General features: G+C 40.5%; 17 protein-coding genes and 1 riboswitch. Of the genes, 5 read left to right on the top strand and 12 right to left on the bottom strand.

Translation table 11 applies throughout. From position 1 onward, the window contains the following. Positions 1-75: 75 nt before the first annotated feature. The 3 genes from KSU66_RS04370 to KSU66_RS04360 all read left to right on the top strand — a co-directional run bounded on the left by KSU66_RS04370 (position 76) and on the right by KSU66_RS04360 (position 2,290). Positions 76-522 (top strand): YaiI/YqxD family protein, encoded by a 447-nt coding sequence (locus KSU66_RS04370; RefSeq protein ID WP_269050204.1) that lies wholly within the window; start codon positions 76-78, stop codon positions 520-522. 145 nt (positions 523-667) lie between these two features. Further along, a complete protein-coding gene (locus KSU66_RS04365; protein ID WP_269050203.1) occupies positions 668-1,747 on the top strand; it encodes a type III polyketide synthase in 1,080 nt (359 codons plus the stop codon). A 12-nt stretch (positions 1,748-1,759) separates the two neighbouring features. Next, a complete protein-coding gene (locus KSU66_RS04360) occupies positions 1,760-2,290 on the top strand; it encodes an isoprenylcysteine carboxyl methyltransferase family protein (protein WP_269050202.1) in 531 nt (176 codons plus the stop codon). Between the two features lie 56 nt (positions 2,291-2,346). Here KSU66_RS04360 and KSU66_RS04355 read toward each other — a convergent pair whose 3' ends face one another. The 10 genes from KSU66_RS04355 to KSU66_RS04310 form a co-directional block, all read right to left on the bottom strand. Beyond that, positions 2,347-3,939 carry a long-chain-fatty-acid--CoA ligase gene (locus KSU66_RS04355; RefSeq protein ID WP_269050201.1) on the bottom strand — a complete coding sequence of 531 codons (1,593 nt, stop codon included), beginning with the start codon at positions 3,937-3,939 and terminating at the stop codon, positions 2,347-2,349. Between the two features lie 75 nt (positions 3,940-4,014). After that, positions 4,015-5,223, bottom strand: a complete 1,209-nt coding sequence (locus KSU66_RS04350) for a CaiB/BaiF CoA transferase family protein (protein WP_269050200.1) — start codon at positions 5,221-5,223, stop codon at positions 4,015-4,017. A 177-nt stretch (positions 5,224-5,400) separates the two neighbouring features. Further along, the gene (locus KSU66_RS04345; protein WP_269050199.1) at positions 5,401-5,991 is read right to left on the bottom strand and encodes a thermonuclease family protein; all 591 of its coding nucleotides are present in this window, start codon (positions 5,989-5,991) and stop codon (positions 5,401-5,403) included. A 13-nt stretch (positions 5,992-6,004) separates the two neighbouring features. Next, the gene (locus KSU66_RS04340; RefSeq protein WP_269050198.1) at positions 6,005-6,364 is read right to left on the bottom strand and encodes a fluoride efflux transporter FluC; all 360 of its coding nucleotides are present in this window, start codon (positions 6,362-6,364) and stop codon (positions 6,005-6,007) included. Continuing rightward, entirely contained in the window at positions 6,361-6,738 is a 378-nt protein-coding gene (gene crcB, locus KSU66_RS04335; RefSeq protein WP_269050197.1) for a fluoride efflux transporter CrcB, read from the bottom strand. The genes KSU66_RS04340 and crcB overlap by 4 nt, the downstream gene beginning before the upstream one ends. Further along, on the bottom strand, positions 6,738-8,891 hold the full coding sequence (locus KSU66_RS04330) for an ATP-dependent helicase (protein WP_269050196.1): 2,154 nt from the start codon (positions 8,889-8,891) through the stop codon (positions 6,738-6,740). The genes crcB and KSU66_RS04330 overlap by 1 nt, the downstream gene beginning before the upstream one ends. Positions 8,892-8,995: 104 nt before the next feature. Continuing rightward, positions 8,996-9,523: a signal peptidase I gene (lepB, locus tag KSU66_RS04325; protein WP_269050195.1), complete on the bottom strand. Its 528-nt coding sequence runs from the start codon at positions 9,521-9,523 to the stop codon at positions 8,996-8,998. Positions 9,524-9,559: 36 nt separating this feature from the next. Beyond that, positions 9,560-9,808, bottom strand: a complete 249-nt coding sequence (locus KSU66_RS04320) for a hypothetical protein (RefSeq protein WP_269050194.1) — start codon at positions 9,806-9,808, stop codon at positions 9,560-9,562. A gap of 12 nt (positions 9,809-9,820) precedes the next feature. Beyond that, a complete protein-coding gene (locus KSU66_RS04315) occupies positions 9,821-10,396 on the bottom strand; it encodes a histidine phosphatase family protein (protein WP_269050193.1) in 576 nt (191 codons plus the stop codon). Between the two features lie 157 nt (positions 10,397-10,553). Then, positions 10,554-11,342, bottom strand: coding sequence for an alpha/beta hydrolase (locus KSU66_RS04310; protein ID WP_269050192.1), 789 nt, complete (start codon positions 11,340-11,342; stop codon positions 10,554-10,556). Between the two features lie 118 nt (positions 11,343-11,460). On the opposite strand from KSU66_RS04310, the gene KSU66_RS04305 reads away from it, so the two are divergent. Next, a complete protein-coding gene (locus KSU66_RS04305) occupies positions 11,461-11,973 on the top strand; it encodes a gamma carbonic anhydrase (RefSeq protein WP_269050191.1) in 513 nt (170 codons plus the stop codon). Between the two features lie 222 nt (positions 11,974-12,195). On the opposite strand, the gene metK is transcribed toward KSU66_RS04305, so the two are convergent. After that, positions 12,196-13,392: a methionine adenosyltransferase gene (gene metK, locus KSU66_RS04300; RefSeq protein ID WP_269050190.1), complete on the bottom strand. Its 1,197-nt coding sequence runs from the start codon at positions 13,390-13,392 to the stop codon at positions 12,196-12,198. A 192-nt stretch (positions 13,393-13,584) separates the two neighbouring features. Next, positions 13,585-13,706: riboswitch (SAM riboswitch) on the bottom strand. A 172-nt stretch (positions 13,707-13,878) separates the two neighbouring features. Here metK and pckA point away from each other — a divergent pair. Beyond that, on the top strand, positions 13,879-15,465 hold the full coding sequence (gene pckA, locus KSU66_RS04295) for a phosphoenolpyruvate carboxykinase (ATP) (RefSeq protein ID WP_269050189.1): 1,587 nt from the start codon (positions 13,879-13,881) through the stop codon (positions 15,463-15,465). Positions 15,466-15,817: 352 nt separating this feature from the next. Here pckA and KSU66_RS04290 read toward each other — a convergent pair whose 3' ends face one another. Beyond that, the gene (locus tag KSU66_RS04290) at positions 15,818-16,999 is read right to left on the bottom strand and encodes a YeiH family protein (RefSeq protein WP_269050188.1); all 1,182 of its coding nucleotides are present in this window, start codon (positions 16,997-16,999) and stop codon (positions 15,818-15,820) included. Positions 17,000-17,092: the final 93 nt, after the last annotated feature.

Here is a 17,092-nt window from a genome sequence, read left to right as displayed (position 1 = left end):
CAGCATCCAGAATAAACGCATTTAGGTTCTATCTTTGCTATACTTCGAATAGAGATAATAAAGGGAGGTTGCGGAATGGCGACGATTCTTATTGATGCGGACGCATGTCCGGTAGTAAATGAGACAATCCGCATATCAAAAACTTTTGGATATCGCTGTATCCTCATTTGCGATACCACACATGAAATTCATCGTGAAGGTGCGGAAACCGTTATTGTTTCAAAAGGTGCCGATGCAGTTGATTTTGTTCTTGTAAACCGTGTCCAAAAGGGTGATATTGTCGTCACCCAAGATTATGGATTGGCTGCGATGGTCCTTGCAAAACGAGGACATCCAATCGATCAAAATGGAAGATGGTATACAAATGACAACATCGACCAATTGCTATATGCGCGACACAAAGCACAAAAAGTGCGAATGGCAGGTGGACGATTACGTGGTCCAAAAAAGCGTTCAAAAGAAAGTGACTTAAAGTTCGTAAAAAGCTTAACAGAATTATGCGAGAAACTATCAGCCTCGTAGTAGCAAGCAAGTACACTAGAAAGCTGAATAAAAGAGCCTGCCAGTAATTTGGCGGGCTTTTCATGAATATGTCCATCACTCTTGCCGAAACGAATTTAATAAGGTTCTTTATTTCAACATACACTAACTTAGATGGGGGTAACCAATGCCTAAAATTATGTCCGTAAGTATAGTTAAACCATCGTATGAAATAAAACAAGAATCAGCTACCGAATTGACCCGTTCATTATTCAGTGAAAAGTTTGATAATATTGAACGATTATTAAAAGTATTCGAAAATGGCGATATCGAGACACGTCATATTTGTATGCCGCTCGAATGGTACGGCGAACCTCATGATTTTGAGGAACGAAATAATTTATATATTAAACACGCAGTTGATTACGGCGTACAAGCCGTAAAGAAATGCCTGGATGGCGAAGGTTTGTTTGAAAACTCCATTAAACCTTCTGAAGTCGATGCAATTTTCTTCATTTCTAGCAGTGGTATTTCAACACCTAGTATTGAAGCCCGGATTATGAACCAAATTCCTTTTAGAGATGACACGAAACGGATTCCGATTTGGGGACTTGGTTGTGCTGGAGGTGCTGTCGGACTTAGCCGAGCCGCCGATTATTGTCTTGCATATCCAAAGGCAAACGTTCTTGTCCTTTCCGTCGAACTATGTAGCCTTACTTTTCAAAAGGATGATTATTCGAAAAGCAATCTTGTCGGGGCATCCTTATTTTCTGACGGCATAGCATGTGCATTAATTTCTGGGGATGAATCATCCATAACGATGAATCGACCAATGCCCCAAATTATCGCGACAACTTCCAAGCTTATGCCTGAATCGGAAGATGTTATGGGCTGGGACTTAAAAAACAGCGGACTTCATGTGGTATTTTCCAAGAGTATTCCAAGTATTATTACGAACTGGCTTGGTCCATTTGTTCATACATTTCTTGAAACTAACGGCTTGGCGAAAGATGATATTACCCATTTCATCGCCCATCCTGGCGGTAAGAAAGTGCTTGAAGCGTATGAGGAATCACTTGGATTTGAGAGTTCGAAAACAACTATATCTAGGGAGATCTTAAGAGAAAATGGGAATATGTCTTCTCCTACAATCCTTTATGTTCTTCAGCGATTTATGGAAAATGAACCGGTAGCTGGTGATATCGGATTGATGGCAGCTCTTGGTCCTGGATTTTGCGGAGAACTTCTATTGCTGAAATGGGAATGAGGTGAATGGTAGGTGCTTTTTACTGTTGTTCTAGCAATTGTCATCTTACAACGCCTTGTTGAATTACTCGTTGCCAAACGAAATGAAACATGGATGCGTAATCAAGGTGCATTTGAAGTCGGTGCGGCACATTATCCAATTATGGTGGCGATGCATGTCGCCTTTTTTATGTCCCTCATAATCGAGGTGACTTTTTTCGAACGAGCACTGTCTCCATTTTGGATTTCGCTACTTGCCGTTTTTCTTTTGGCACAAGTAGGACGTCTATGGTGTCTTACTTCACTCGGAAAGTTTTGGAACACGAAGATTATTATTTTGCCAGGTGCGGAAGTAGTACAAAAAGGCCCATATACATTTATTCGCCATCCGAATTACGTAATTGTTGCGATTGAATTGCTCGTACTGCCCCTACTGTTTAGCGCTTATTACACCGCCATCCTTTTTTCCATCCTCAATGTCTGGATGTTGTCAGTTCGGATTCCGGCAGAAGAACAAGCGCTGAAAGAATCAACAAATTATAATGAAAAGTTTCCGATGAAATAAATAAGCTTCCCTTCCACCTTATTAATCGGATGGAAGGGAAGCTTATTTTTCTATATTTAATTTACTTTCTTCGGTCCAGTCCAATACAACTCTCTCAAGCGGAACTTTTGTAATTTACCCGTAGCCGTTTTCGGTAAAGACTCCGTAAACTCCACTGCTTTAGGTGCTTTAAAATGAGACATATTTGCTCGGCAATAATCAATTACTTCTTTTTCCGTCAGTTCACAATCCGGTTGCAACACAATAATCGCTTTCGGTACTTCTCCCCACTTTTCATCGGGTACTGCAATTACTGCAACTTCTAAAACGTCCGGATGTTTATATAAGACCCCTTCAATTTCTGTTGAAGAAATATTTTCTCCGCCAGAAATGATCATATCTTTAATACGGTCTTGGATTTCGATGAACCCATCCGGATAAGTGACTGCTAAATCACCCGTATAGAACCAGCCGCCTTTAATGGCTTCCGCTGTTTGTTCCGGATTTTTATAATACCCTGCCATAACGACATTGCCCCGAGTCACGATTTCACCGATTTCCTTGCCGTCCCAAGCAACTTCTTCACTTTCCGCATTAAGAACTTTTGTTTCGCCGTTAAATGCCAATTCAATTCCTTGTCTCGCTTTGATTGTCGCCTGCTCGTCCAGTGTTTTGGAATCGAATTCTTTTCGCCATTCACAATAAAGAATGAACGGTGACGTTTCCGTTAGTCCATACACATGAATCATATTTAAGCCGAGTATTTCTTGAGCTTTTCCGATCAATGCCGCCGCTGGAGGTGCACCAGCCGTCGCCATTCGTGGATTTGTCGTAATCTTAACGTCTTTTGCTTTCGGTTCATTCACCAACATACTCACAACTGTTGGCGCACCACATAACAAGGAAACTTTATGTTCTTCAAATAAATCAAGAATCAGTGGCGGATCCACTTTTCGTAAACAGACATGCGTACCGCCCGCCGCTGTAATTGCCCAAACACCGCCCCAACCATTTGCATGGAACATCGGTAATGTGTGAAGATAGACATCGTCGTTAAGCACATTTAGATGATATAAGAAGTTTGCGGCGTTGAGATAATTGCCACGGTGAGTCAGCATAACACCTTTTGGTTTTGAAGTCGTTCCGCTTGTGTAATTCAGCGTAAGCAGTTGATTTTCATCTATTTCAATTTCAGGCAGCGCGCTATCTTCCGGCGCTTGTTGCAGAAAGTCCTCGTAATCAAATCCTTTTAAGGACGTTTCCTGTCCTTCAACCGCAACAACTACAAACTTGTCAAAAGAAAGATTTCCTTGGATTTCTTCAATCGGCGCTGTAAATTCCTCGTCAACAATTAACATTTTCGAGTCACTGTGGCTGATGATATATTCCAAGTCGTTCGCCGACAACCGGTAGTTAAGTGGCACCATTACTGCACCTAATTGACAAATTCCATAAAAGCACTCCAACATATAATGCGTATTCGGAATCATTACCGCGACGTGATCGCCTTCTTTAATACCAGCTTTTTGTAAAGATACTGACAGCTGATCTACACGCTTTCCAAACTCTTCATATGTAAACTTTTTATCACCATCGATAACAGCTACTTTTTGTGGATAATATTTTATCGCTCTTCGTTTCCAATCCAATGGGGTTAGTGGTGCAAACATACTTACCATCTCCTTTTTGTAATAAATCTGTCTATGTTGAAATAAAGAATGCCTATGCTTAGTTTGTATACGCTTTCATATATTCAGCGTATCGACTTTTTCTTTTCCAAAAACACCTTTTTCAGTGAACTGTTGAATTTCTTTCTCGTCAAAACCGATTTCTTCTAGTATCGCTTCTGAATGTTTTCCCGTTTGCACACCTACAAAGTTATACGCAGGTTGCTTAGTAGAGAATTTAATCGGAAAAGCAATTTGACTTTGAGTGCCTCCCTGTTCGTTTGGAACAGAAACAACCATATCCCTCGCTTTTATCTGTGGATGATTTACAGCTTCCGAGAAATTTAATACAGGTTCCACACACCCATTAAAACCTTTTTCTAAAATTGTGATCCACTCGTCAAAAGTCTTTTGTTTAAAAGTCTTTATCAGCTTTTCTTTAAATTTTTGCTGATCTTCTTTTCGTTGACTACTACTCAGTTTCACTAACCCTTTATCTCCTATTAATTCACAAAGCATTTCTTGAAATTGAGGTTCTAAACTTCCAACCGAAAAGTAACGATGATCTTTCGTTTCATAATAATCATAGAAAGAACCGCCGTTTAACAATAAAGATTCTGCTTCGGGTTCTACCCCACCTACTAAATAGCCGGACCCATACATCGCATTCAATGAAAAAGAAACATCGGTGAGACTAATGTCGATGGACTGCCCTTCACCTGTTTTCTCACGGTTGTAAGCCGCGGCAAGTATTCCAATTACGGCTGGCATTGAACCTCCCGCAATATCCGCAACTTGCACTCCAGCAGGTACGGGGGCCTGATCTTTCCTGAAGGAATAACTTGAAACACCCGCTAAAGATAAATAGTTAATATCATGCCCTGCTTGATTTTTAAGTGGACCTGTTTGCCCATATCCCGTCACCGAGCAAAAAATGACTTTAGGATTTATCTCTTTTAATACGTCGTATCCGATGCCCAATTTGTCCATTACTCCTGGGCGAAACTGTTCAACCACAATGTCATATTCTTTTATTAATCGAAATACAATTTCTTTCGATTCCCCTAATTTCAAATCCAATGCTATGGACCGCTTTGAACGATTCAGATGCCCGAATGCCGCAGATACTTCCCCATCCATTGGCCCAAAATATTTGACGAAATCTTCCCTACTCGGAGATTCTACTTTAACAACGTCTGCTCCCATATCAGCTAACATCATCGTCGCAAAAGGACCGGGTAGCAAAGTGGAAAAGTCTAATATTTTAAGACCTTTCAAAATCCCCACAGACATCGCCTCCATTTATTTTATAGCAATCTTTCTAACTCAATCTGTTGTACACAATAATACACCAATTTCAAATAGATATATTAAATAGAATAATAACACATGTAGATTCGAATTGGTATGTATATAAAAAAGAAGCTTCCCCGGTATCTATCTGACGGGGAAACTTCTTTTTTATTACTTTTCTTCTTTATACTTCTTACTATCGAAACCACGGTCTGTTGCGTAGTCTTCGAGGCTCCAAATACCAAGCCCGGATTTCTTCGCTCGCTCTTGCGCTTTTTCATATTGATCTAAATGCTTCGTATTTGGTGGATAGACATACCCAACTCGAGCTAGCCCTTCTTCAATTAGTTTCTCCTGAACACTTTCACCATCGATGTAAATATAAGGAAGAAGTCTGCCATACTTATCAATCCGTTCGCCAATGTCAAACTCAATTTCAAGTTGTCCGCTGTTCATTAGCTCCTGATTTCTTTCTTTCGCCTGCTGACCAAAGGGCTGTTTTCCAAGTTGAGGATGATTTGTTTCAGGTGTATCGACAAGTAAATAACGCACATTTTGCTCTTTGCCTTCATATTTTATCTTGATCGTATCCCCGTCAATTGTCTTTACAAGCTCTACGGGAATTAACCCTTCACGACTTGGTAATTGTTCTTCATCGGATAATAGCTCTGGAAAATAAAACGCAATAAGTGCAATTGCAATGATGGCTAAAACCGATTTCACTATATTTTGCTGACTTGATTTCTTTTTTGGCTTTGCCATTTTCATCATTCCTTCATATATAAGAAATTAGTACATATCCTGTTGCTGCGAGTGAAATTCCACCGCAATATGTAACGACTACATACAGTACTGCTTCTTTCTTTTTCTTACCTTCCCATAATTCAACTAACTCTTTATTCAACGTTGAAAATGTCGTCAATGCGCCCGCAAGACCGGATGCCAAAAAGAAAGTCCAGATTCGGGATAGCTCCAGTCCGAAGACACAACCGATGAGCAGTGCACCTGCTAAATTGACAATAAGTGTACCCTTTGGAATTTGCTTCGGACGGTTGAAGTACGTTGAAATAGCATACCGGATGACCGCACCTAAAAAACCTCCAACACCAATCACGAACAGTTCAAAGGCAGTCATCCCGCCACCTTCTTCCTACCGACATAAAACCCAAGCACTCCGGCTCCAAGTCCGCCTAGTATACTCATTGCAACGTACAAAACAGCCGTAATAAACTGACCCGTTTCAACGAGCAAGATCGTTTCCATGCTTAAAGCCGAAAAGGTCGTAAAGGCACCAAGAAATCCTGTTGTTACTATATTTTCAATATCTTTAGTAGCATTTGATTTACGGAGGGCACCTGCCACAATAAAACATAATAAAAACGTGCCCACTATATTTACCCCGAATGTCGCTATCGGAAACCCTGATTCACCGTTTACAATTTGCCCAATTACCGTCCGGAGGATTGCCCCCGCCGCCCCTGCCAGCCCTATCCATATAAGCTTCTTCATTAGACGACCAGTTCAAGAATTCGATGTTTTAATACCGTTTCAATATCCAATTCCTTTTGCATCTTTTCAAACTGAATAACAAGCCGATTGGCCTCAGAAGCAATAATTACCCCTTTGCCAAAAACGCGATGCACAACATTCGCCCCAACTTTTAATTCACTGCTGTTTGCAATGCCATTTGGATTTATTGCAATTCCTAATTTTGTAACGCTCGGCTTTGCCGGTTCGCTTTTCGCTTCACCGGGTTTTATGAGAAGCCCACGTACTTCATTTAGAAATCTGGAGTCTTCTTTTGATTTGCCCTCATCTTGTTGATAAGAAAGAAGTTCAAGTCGTTCTCTTGCTCGTGTCATACCGACGTAAAAGAGGCGCCTTGCTTCTTCTAATGCTGCAACATCTTCCTCATCCTCTTCAGACGGAATAATACCTTTTTGCAAATCGATCATGAATACCCTATCAAACTCAAGCCCTTTTGCACTGTGGAAAGTCGATAAAGTGACCGCATTTTCTGGCGGATTAAATTTCGCGTTTTGTACGGCCTCCTCCAATTCCTTCAAGCGTGTGGCGAATTCCACCATTGTTCGGAGTTGTGATGCAATGCCCTCAAGGGTATCAAGAATTCCAAGCATATTATCAATACGGAAACCAAACTTTTCGGCACGACTCTTCAATGCCGCCTCATAACCGAGATCATTTCGGATCATACGAATGACTTGTGCTGGACGCTTATCTAATATAGAAGCATAGACCGCTTTGTATTCTGTTAGTTTTTTTATTTGGTTTGTTCGTAGTTCTACCGTTCGGATGAATCCATCAAATACGTTCCCTGTCGTCTCTGAATTATTGAACTCGGTTAACATGTTCCGAGAAACGAATACATTCATTTTCATAATAATTTTTGAAAAGATATCCTTCCGTTCGGTATTAAAACTAAGCCGCATGAAATTCAAAATGTCTTCAACAATCCAATGCGTAAAAAACTTATCATCCGCATCTTTCATGTAAAATGGAATACCACGGCGATGCAATTCACTTACGTACATCGTCGATGATGAATTATTGCGAAATAGAATTGCGACTTCATTTAAATCTTTCTCCCCAAGCAATTCATAAGTTACATACTCAAGTTGCCGTTTGGGATTGTCGAGCCGCTTCAGTCCAATCGGTTTCACAGCAGTATTTTCCGTATGCATTTCCTTCGGATACCGTTTTTTATTTCGTTTGATAAACTTCGCGGTCGTGTCCACAATATCTTTTGAGGATCGATAATTCCGTTCCATCATTAAAATTTCCGCATCCGGATAAACTTTACGGAAATCGAGTAGATAATCGGGTTCCGCACCTCGCCACGTATAAATGGATTGATCATCATCAGCTACGACACAAAGATTGCCGTGAAAAGCTGCAAGATGTTCGACGATTTTATGTTGAACGAGTGACGTATCTTGGCTTTCATCCGTTAGTAAATAATCATACATATTACAAAAATGTTCGCCCAATTGCTCATCATTTCTAAATGCTTCTTCTGCCAGGACGAGCATATCGTCGAAGTCGAGGAGCAGATGACCCGGTTCTCGCGACTTTACTTGTTCATATTTCCGCGCAATCAGACCTGCTTTGTCCACAGGACCTTTTAGATTTCCCCACTCTTCGGGTGGAATCATTCGATTTTTAATCGAGCTGATGAATGTTGAAAGCGCAGCTAATTCATCGTCTGTACAGTCATCTTTTAATACGTCTTTATATAAACCTTTCAGCAAAAAAGATTTATTAATCGACTGTTTGTCCTTTCCTCCACCTTCAATTAGCTCAAATGTCGTTCCTTGTTTGTCTAAATATTTTCGGGCGATCATAAATGCAAGACTATGTATCGTCGAAAAATCAACCGGTGTACTTTCAGGAAAAAAACGAGTAAATCGTTCTGCCATATCACGCGCAGATGCCCGACTAAATGTAATCGCCTTAATACGCCTTGGATGAACTTGCTTCTCCTCTATTAAATACCCTATACGCATAATCATAGTCGTCGTTTTTCCAGAACCCGGGCATGCTAGTAAAAGCAAAGGTCCCTCTGTCTTCAAGACGGCTTTCTTTTGCACATCATTCAAATCAATACCAAATTCTATTTTTTTTCGCTCAAAAAAATCATTCATTGTGAGTAACTCCCTTTGCTTACAGTACTTCTAATTTACCATACGAATCGGGTCAACCAAAGAAAAACCTCCACACATATGACGTGGAGGTCATTATTGCTATCTTATTTCGGAATGCCTATTTCTTTTAATGGATAAAAACGAAAAGATACTTTTCCAACGACTGATTTTTCATCGATGAATCCAATTTCCCTACTATCTGTACTTCTTCTTCGATTGTCGCCTAGTACATATAAATAGCCTTCAGGGACTTCAACCTCAAAGTCTTGCGTTAACATCTGCCCTTCAAAAACCTGCGCTTTATTCGCTTGCACATATTCCTCGACATATTGCTTCCCATTTATATATAGTTTGTCGTCTTCCATGACAACTACATCACCTGGAAGTCCAATTACCCGCTTGATAAAATCATCTTCGGAATCAGGTGCATGAAACACAATCATGTCGAAGTGATTAATTTTAGATACCTTTGAAATAACGATTCTATTGTCATTTTCAAAAGTTGGAAACATTGACTCTCCCGAAACAACAACAGGTGTAAATAAAAATTGGCGAATTAAAAGTGCAAGTATAAATGCAAAAGCGATTGATTTTACCCACGAGAAAAGCTCTTTCTTTCGATTTTCACCCATCGTCCTGCCTCCCAATCAAATGATTCAATACTTATTTTATTCCTTTGCTAGCTGAATGCTTCTAATGCCCATAACGAGTTGCATAATGAACGCAAGGCCACACATAACAATTACCCCAATTGACAGCCAGTCAAGGGGATCCATGAGCGACGTTTTCCAGACAATTAATAAAAGCATCGCAGAAAGGCTAAAATTGACGATATACGGTTTTTGTTTTAATTTCACCAATGCAAACCAAACAAAAATACCCATGCCAATGATTAAAAAAGATAGTAGTTGATCCAACGAAATTCCCCCTTATGACAAATGCTTTGTGCAATTATATAAAATGCAAATGTTTTGATCCTCTTTTAACTGAATAATCGTAAGTGAGGTATTATCAAGTGCAATTCCCAGATTTCCTGTAGGAATGAGCGCTTCGACCAATTCCACAATAAAACTACCATGGCTCACTACCAACACCCGTTTTCCCGAATGGGCCCTACTAATCTCTTCAATAAACGCAAGTCCCCGACCTATTGTTTCCTCCCGCGATTCAAAACCCAGCCCTAAACTTCTCCACGATTGGCCCCATTTTTCAATACGCTCCGCTTCCGTCGTCCCCTCGATTAAGCCACTCCCTATTTCCCGAATGCGGTTATCTATAACTAAATCCATACTAGGCTTTTTTTCTACAATCAATTCAGCAGTCTGTTTCGCGCGCATTAATGGGCTTGTGTATACAATATCCCAATCTTCTTTCGCAAGTCGGTCGGCGATACATCGCGACATTTGGATTCCTTCTTCATCTAAAGAGATATCCGAACTGCCTTGCTCACGTCCTTCTTTATTCCACGCGGTAATACCATGCCGCACAAACCCAATCGTTGTCATTTACAACACTTCCTAAGTTCGAATTAATTCATTCTATTATAGACTATGTAGCCTAGGGATGAAATACATATTCGCCCAAAACAAAAACGCCATGGATTGGCGTTTTTATGATTAAGCCTAGAACACCCGTGACTTCAGTCGTGGGTGGTTCATAACCTCAAACAACATATCCAAGTGAACGAAGAACCGAATGCATGAAGGATTCCGTATATAAATAAACCTCGTCCCGTTCAGGTTCTTGGTAGACATCATGGTATAATCGTTTCCATTTTTTATATTGAAATTCAGATAATCCCTGCGCTAACAGCCATTTTTTTGCGTATTTTATATCCGTAATTTTATCCTTTTCAGCCGAATGCATAAGGACTGGTATGTTGGCGATAACCTTTTCATTTTGACCGACTAGCTTTATAAATAATTGCAATTCCTTATACCAAGATCCGGTCATGATTGTTGTATAGTTTGGATCTTCGTTTGCTTCGGCGTATAAGTCTTTGTTTCTCGTTAACATGTCTATCGTAATTTCATGATCAAGTTTTACAGACGAAGAAAACTTTGTCAATACGCTTGAATGCTTTGGCGGTAAATGTTCTAAATGCAACCACGGCGAACTTAAAATGAAACCCGCACATTCGACGTTCCCCCGCTGTAATATTCGCATGACAACCGTTGCACCAAGACCATGACCAAGGATAAATAACGGTAAACCATCCTCAAGACTGACGCTCAGTAATTTTTGTGCGTATTTTATGTACGTATCAAATGTTTCATTGTGAACACTACTTCCCGCTGTTTCCCCGTGACCCGGTAAGTCGCCGGCAACGACGTGAAATCCACTACTTCGCAGTTTCTGAATAAGCCAAGCATATCGGCTATGATGCTCGTATACATTATGGACGATGGCTACAACCGCTTTCGGCTGCCCTTCCGCTTCCCATTTCCACATCGTCATCATCCCCCTTATATGTCGGTCCATACACTATGTATTTCCCTATTTTCATTTAATAAAAACATAGACTTTGATACACTTAATTATACACTACATAAAGAATTGAGGAGAGGTAATGATTTATCCTTACAAAGATAAAACCCCAGTAATCGACCCTTCTGCATTTATCGCGGATTTCACGACAATTACAGGAGATGTAACAATCGGCGCCGAATCATCTATTTGGTTCAATACGGTAATCCGCGGAGACGTTTCTCCAACGATTATCGGAAAAAGAGTAAGCGTTCAAGACTTATCCTGTCTGCACCAAAGCCCAAACACGCCTCTTATACTTGAGGATGAAGTCACTATTGGCCATCAAGTTACTTTGCATAGCTGTACAGTGAGAAAAGGTGCACTCGTTGGCATGGGTTCCATTATTCTCGATGGCGCTGAAATTGGAGAAGGCGCATTTATCGGCGCGGGTAGCCTCGTTCCACCTGGTAAGAAAATCCCACCCGGTGTACTCGCACTTGGTTCTCCCGCTAAAGTAATACGCGAACTAAATGATGCAGATCGCGCAGAGATGACACGTGTCATTAAAGGGTATGTAGAAAAAGGACAGTATTATAAAGGGTTGCAGAAATAAGTAGGGACCCGGTTAATGGCCACGGCCTACCGGGTTTTTATAATTATTTGCTGTTAGCAACAAGTTCTTTAATTAATTTATCATCTAAAGTCATATTTACTGCTTGTCACCCGGCTACGCCCTTTACATGATTGAAGTGGAAGTTTTCTTTTCGGTAAATAGATAAAACTACAAAAAAAGCGTCAGAAAAGGGACAATTCCTCTTCCAACGCTTATCCTCATTTATTTGTTCCCTAATTCTTTCAAAACAGAAGCTTTATCTGTTTCTTCCCATGGTAGATCGATATCTGTACGACCAAAGTGACCATAAGCCGCTGTTTGTTTATAAATTGGACGACGTAGGTCAAGCATTTTAATAATACCTGCTGGACGAAGGTCGAATAATTCGCGTACAAGTTCTACAAGACGGCCTTCAGATACTTTTCCTGTACCAAATGTATCAATCGAAATCGACACGGGCTGAGCTACACCAATTGCATAAGCAAGTTGTACTTCACAACGGTCTGCAAGTTCCGCAGCAACGATGTTTTTGGCAACATAGCGTGCTGCATAAGAAGCCGAACGATCCACTTTCGTCGGATCTTTCCCAGAGAAAGCACCACCGCCGTGACGCGCATACCCACCATATGTGTCTACGATGATTTTACGACCTGTAAGACCCGCGTCTCCTTGTGGCCCACCGATAACGAAACGGCCCGTCGGATTAATGAAATACTTTGTATCTTCGTCAATCAACTCTTTTGGTACAACTGGCTTAATAACATGTTCTTTAATGTCTTTTTGAATTTGCTCAAGTGTTACTTCTGGATGATGTTGCGTTGAAATAACGATTGTATCGATGCGAACGGGATTATTGTTCTCATCATATTCAACCGTTACTTGCGTTTTACCGTCGGGACGCAAATACGATAGAATTTCTTCTTTTCGTACTTGTGCAAGTCTGTATGAAAGTTTATGGGACATACTAATTGGTAGTGGCATTAGTTCGGGTGTTTCATTACAAGCATACCCAAACATTAAGCCTTGGTCGCCCGCTCCGATTGCTTCTAGCTCATCGTCTGACATAGAACCCTCACGTGCCTCAAGAGCCGTGTCTACCCCTGCAGCGATGTCCGCTGATTGTTCGTCGATTGCTGTCAATACAGCAGACGTTTCCCAATCAAAACCGTATTTTGCACGAACATAGCCGATATCCTTAACCGTTTCCCGCACTACTTTTGGTATATCCACATATGTTGTCGTTGTGATTTCACCTGCTACAAGAACGAGCCCAGTTGTAATCGTCGTTTCACAAGCAACACGTGCGTTTGGATCTTCTGCTAAAATAGCATCCAAAATGGCATCAGAAATCTGATCACACATTTTGTCTGGATGTCCTTCTGTTACCGATTCTGAAGTAAATAGACGTCGATTTGTCATTTAATTTCCTCCTTATATCCTACGAGATTGATACGGTACTCATATTTCCCATGTAAAAAGTCCGCTTTATTGGAATGGACTTTAAGCCATTTCGAGCTCTATACACGAGGATTAAGGGCTAAACAATAGAAAAAGCCCTTCACTCACGTCATAATACATGAGGAAAGGCATGATTTGAAAAAGCACCTTTCACTCTTATCGTCCAAGGGTTTTCACCTTGCATCAGGTTTGGCACCATCACATTAACAAAAAAACGTTATTGCAGGTTGCCGGGTTTCATAGGGCCTGACCCCTCCACCAGCTCGGGATAAGAGTATCCGTTCAATTAAACATGTTACAAAAAATGACGTCTTATGTCAAACATTTTAGAGCATAACTCTTAAGCTTTTAATTAGTATAGACTAATATTTTTAATGTGTTATACTAATTCCACAATGTGATATCACCCAATTGTTTGGGACTATATGCAAAGGACGGTACTTAACTATGATTACAACGAAAATTAGCGAAAAACTTAAAGATCTGCTTTTAGGAGAGAATGTAAATGTTCAACTTTCCGTTCCACAGCTTGTTGAAATGTCAATATCACGTGGAGAGGCACTGTTAACTGCAGATGGCGCAGTAGTGGCCCAAACAGGAAAATATACAGGTCGTTCCCCTGATGACCGATTTATCGTTGAAGAAGAGTCTTCCAAAGACAATATCGATTGGGGCAATGTAAACCGTCCAATTTCTTCAGAAGTTTTCAATTCATTATATAACAAAGTTATGGACCACTTAAAAACTAAAGATGGATTATATGTGTTTAAAGGATTTGCAGGTGCAGATCCAGCGTCACGTCTTTCCATCCAAGTAGTCAATGAATTTGCTTGGCACAACCTATTCGTACACCAATTGTTCATTCGTCCATCCGAGGAAGAACTTAACGAACACGAAGCACAATTCACGATTGTTTCAGCTCCATCGTTCAAAGCAAATCCTACAATCGATGGTACAAATTCTGAAGCATTCGTTATTGTTTCAATGGAAAAACGCATTATTCTAATTGGTGGAACTGAGTATGCAGGCGAAATGAAGAAATCAATCTTCTCAATTATGAACTATTTACTTCCTGAAAAAGGAATTTTACCGATGCACTGTTCGGCAAACGTTGGTACAGACGGTGATGTAGCTTTATTTTTCGGACTTTCTGGCACAGGTAAAACAACGCTTTCCGCAGATGCAGATCGTAAATTAGTCGGCGACGACGAGCACGGATGGTCTGATAATGGCGTGTTCAACATCGAAGGCGGCTGCTATGCGAAGTGTATTAACCTTTCAGCTGAAAAAGAACCAGAAATCTTTGGAGCAATTCGTTTCGGTTCCGTTCTTGAAAACGTCGCAATCAATCCAGAAACGCGGACTCCCGATTATGACGACGGTTCACTAACAGAAAATACGCGTGCAGCGTATCCGATTCAAGCGATTGACAACATTGTTGATCCCTCTGTTGCAGGCCATCCAAAAACAATTGTCTTTCTTACGGCAGATGCATTTGGTGTATTGCCTCCAATCTCGATATTGACAAAAGAACAAGCAATGTACCACTTCTTAAGCGGCTTCACATCGAAACTTGCAGGTACAGAACGTGGCATTACATCGCCTGAAGCAACGTTCTCAACATGCTTCGGTTCTCCTTTCCTTCCATTACATGCAACTGTGTATGCTGAAATGCTTGGGAAGAAAATTGATGAGCACGATGCACAAGTATTCCTCGTCAACACAGGTTGGACAGGTGGCGAATACGGCGTTGGACATCGTATGGATCTTAAGTATACACGCACGATGGTACGTGCAGCACTTGAAGGTAAACTCAAAAATGCTGAAACCGAAGTAAACGCGGTATTTGGTCTCGAAATGCCGATAGCAATTGATGGTGTTCCGACTGAAGTTCTTAACCCACGCAACGCATGGGCTGACGGCGAACAATATGATAAAAAAGCCAATGAACTTGCGAATTTATTCCATGAAAACTTTAAAAAATTTGGTACAGTTTCTAAAGATATCTCTTCAAAAGGTGGACCCATCGCATAATAAGTAAAGTGGAGGGCGCCCGCTAGGCGCGACAAGCGCTGGAAGACTTGAAGGTACTTTACCATCAAATCTGAGGCGACTCGAGCGACTGGCGCCTGGAGTCTAGACACCGACCTAAGTTAAAAAGCTTATACTTTCTTACCTAGTAAAAAAAGTGGCTTGCACTGTAATTGTGCAAGCCACTTTTTTCATCCGCGTTAATTGCGTAGCGAAGATAAATATACTGTCATATAGGTTGAACATATGAATACGAGTACAAACTAAGCGAAGGCGCCGAAGCGAGTTAGAAGGAATTCTTTAGTTCAACCTATAATAGCAATCTAAAATAAAGGGAAGGACTGATACTGCCCCCTTAAATAACAATCAAATGACCAAACAAACTAATCAGCGTGAGACTGACAATTCCAACAGACACCGCTGCAATAAGTCCTATGTAAAACGGTTTTATTCCTAGTCCTTTGAATGTGCTGAAATCTGTTGACAACCCAACACCAGCCATTGCCAAGCCGAGCATATAAGTAGTTCCAAAAGAACTTCCGTAAGTATAAACATTTTTCCATGTGGTGGAATCCAGGAAGCCGAAAGCCAATCCATTATTTTCTAAATTCATGTCCCCAATCGTTCTTACAAATGCAAGCAGCAAAAAACCAATGACAAATAAAGGTATGAGCTTATACCATTTCGGAATTTTCCGCTCTCCTCCATTACCATCCTCCACACCTTCATTTTTGAAAAACAGAAATGAAATAAGCGGAATTACAGCGATAATAAATAAATTTCTTGTTAGCTTGGTAACCATTGCAACGTCAACTGCTTTTTCCATATCAAACATTTGATTGTAAATGAGTGCAGATCCCGTAACTTGTGCCGTATCATGAATGGCCGTTCCCAAAAATAATCCCGCTTTGATTGGATCATCACCAAAAAAAGTATTTGCAAGATAAGGATAAAACAGCATACCTACCAAACCGAAGATGGTAATATTGGCAACCGCATATGAAATTTCATTATCCTTGGCCTTTAAAACAGGAGATATTGCCATGATAGCCGTTACCCCACAAATACCTGTTCCACAGGCAATCAACGTACCAAGTCGATTGGACTGGTTCAGTTTCTTAGTAAAATACAAAGTGACAATGATTCCGCATGAAATACACGCAATAATTAGCGGAATTCCCCAAGCACCAAGCCTTAGTGCCTCATTAAGACTCAATCTAAGACCGAGCAAGATAATACCTGCCCGCAAAGCATATTTAACAGCAAAAGCGACTCCATTTCTGAAAATTGAATGCATATTAACCGTGTTGCGGATAATAATACCAAGAATAATAGCTACAAATATTCCGGACACTGGACTGGAACTTCCTTCAGGTAAAATCCCCAATTTTACAATCATGACCCCAATTAGCTCCGCTAAATAAATACCTGCAATCATCACGACAAAACAGATTAAGATTCCTGGTAAAATGACATTTATAAAACTACGATTGGGAGTCGACTCTAGTTTATTCATATACATTTTCAACTTCCCCATAAATTCCCTCCTTACTTCATTTTATTATACTTCGATACTTCTTAAATTTAAGAAACACCCATAGTCTCACCTACTTTTAATCATAACGCAATT

This window comes from Sporosarcina sp. G11-34, assembly GCF_026931025.1.
The sequence above is the reverse complement of the archived record's forward strand: the minus strand, read 5'-3'. Positions and strand labels throughout refer to the sequence as shown.

Coding starts and splice junctions, on each gene's coding strand:
- KSU66_RS04305 (WP_269050191.1), top strand. CDS start 11,461: ATGATTTATCCTTACAAAGATAAAACCCCAGTAATCGACCCTTCTGCA.
- KSU66_RS04290 (WP_269050188.1), bottom strand. CDS start 16,999: ATGGGGAAGTTGAAAATGTATATGAATAAACTAGAGTCGACTCCCAAT.
- KSU66_RS04330 (WP_269050196.1), bottom strand. CDS start 8,891: ATGAATGATTTTTTTGAGCGAAAAAAAATAGAATTTGGTATTGATTTG.
- KSU66_RS04340 (WP_269050198.1), bottom strand. CDS start 6,364: ATGACTGCCTTTGAACTGTTCGTGATTGGTGTTGGAGGTTTTTTAGGT.
- KSU66_RS04345 (WP_269050199.1), bottom strand. CDS start 5,991: ATGGCAAAGCCAAAAAAGAAATCAAGTCAGCAAAATATAGTGAAATCG.
- metK (WP_269050190.1), bottom strand. CDS start 13,392: ATGACAAATCGACGTCTATTTACTTCAGAATCGGTAACAGAAGGACAT.
- KSU66_RS04370 (WP_269050204.1), top strand. CDS start 76: ATGGCGACGATTCTTATTGATGCGGACGCATGTCCGGTAGTAAATGAG.
- KSU66_RS04365 (WP_269050203.1), top strand. CDS start 668: ATGCCTAAAATTATGTCCGTAAGTATAGTTAAACCATCGTATGAAATA.
- KSU66_RS04355 (WP_269050201.1), bottom strand. CDS start 3,939: ATGTTTGCACCACTAACCCCATTGGATTGGAAACGAAGAGCGATAAAA.
- crcB (WP_269050197.1), bottom strand. CDS start 6,738: ATGAAGAAGCTTATATGGATAGGGCTGGCAGGGGCGGCGGGGGCAATC.
- KSU66_RS04315 (WP_269050193.1), bottom strand. CDS start 10,396: ATGACAACGATTGGGTTTGTGCGGCATGGTATTACCGCGTGGAATAAA.
- pckA (WP_269050189.1), top strand. CDS start 13,879: ATGATTACAACGAAAATTAGCGAAAAACTTAAAGATCTGCTTTTAGGA.
- KSU66_RS04310 (WP_269050192.1), bottom strand. CDS start 11,342: ATGTGGAAATGGGAAGCGGAAGGGCAGCCGAAAGCGGTTGTAGCCATC.
- lepB (WP_269050195.1), bottom strand. CDS start 9,523: ATGGGTGAAAATCGAAAGAAAGAGCTTTTCTCGTGGGTAAAATCAATC.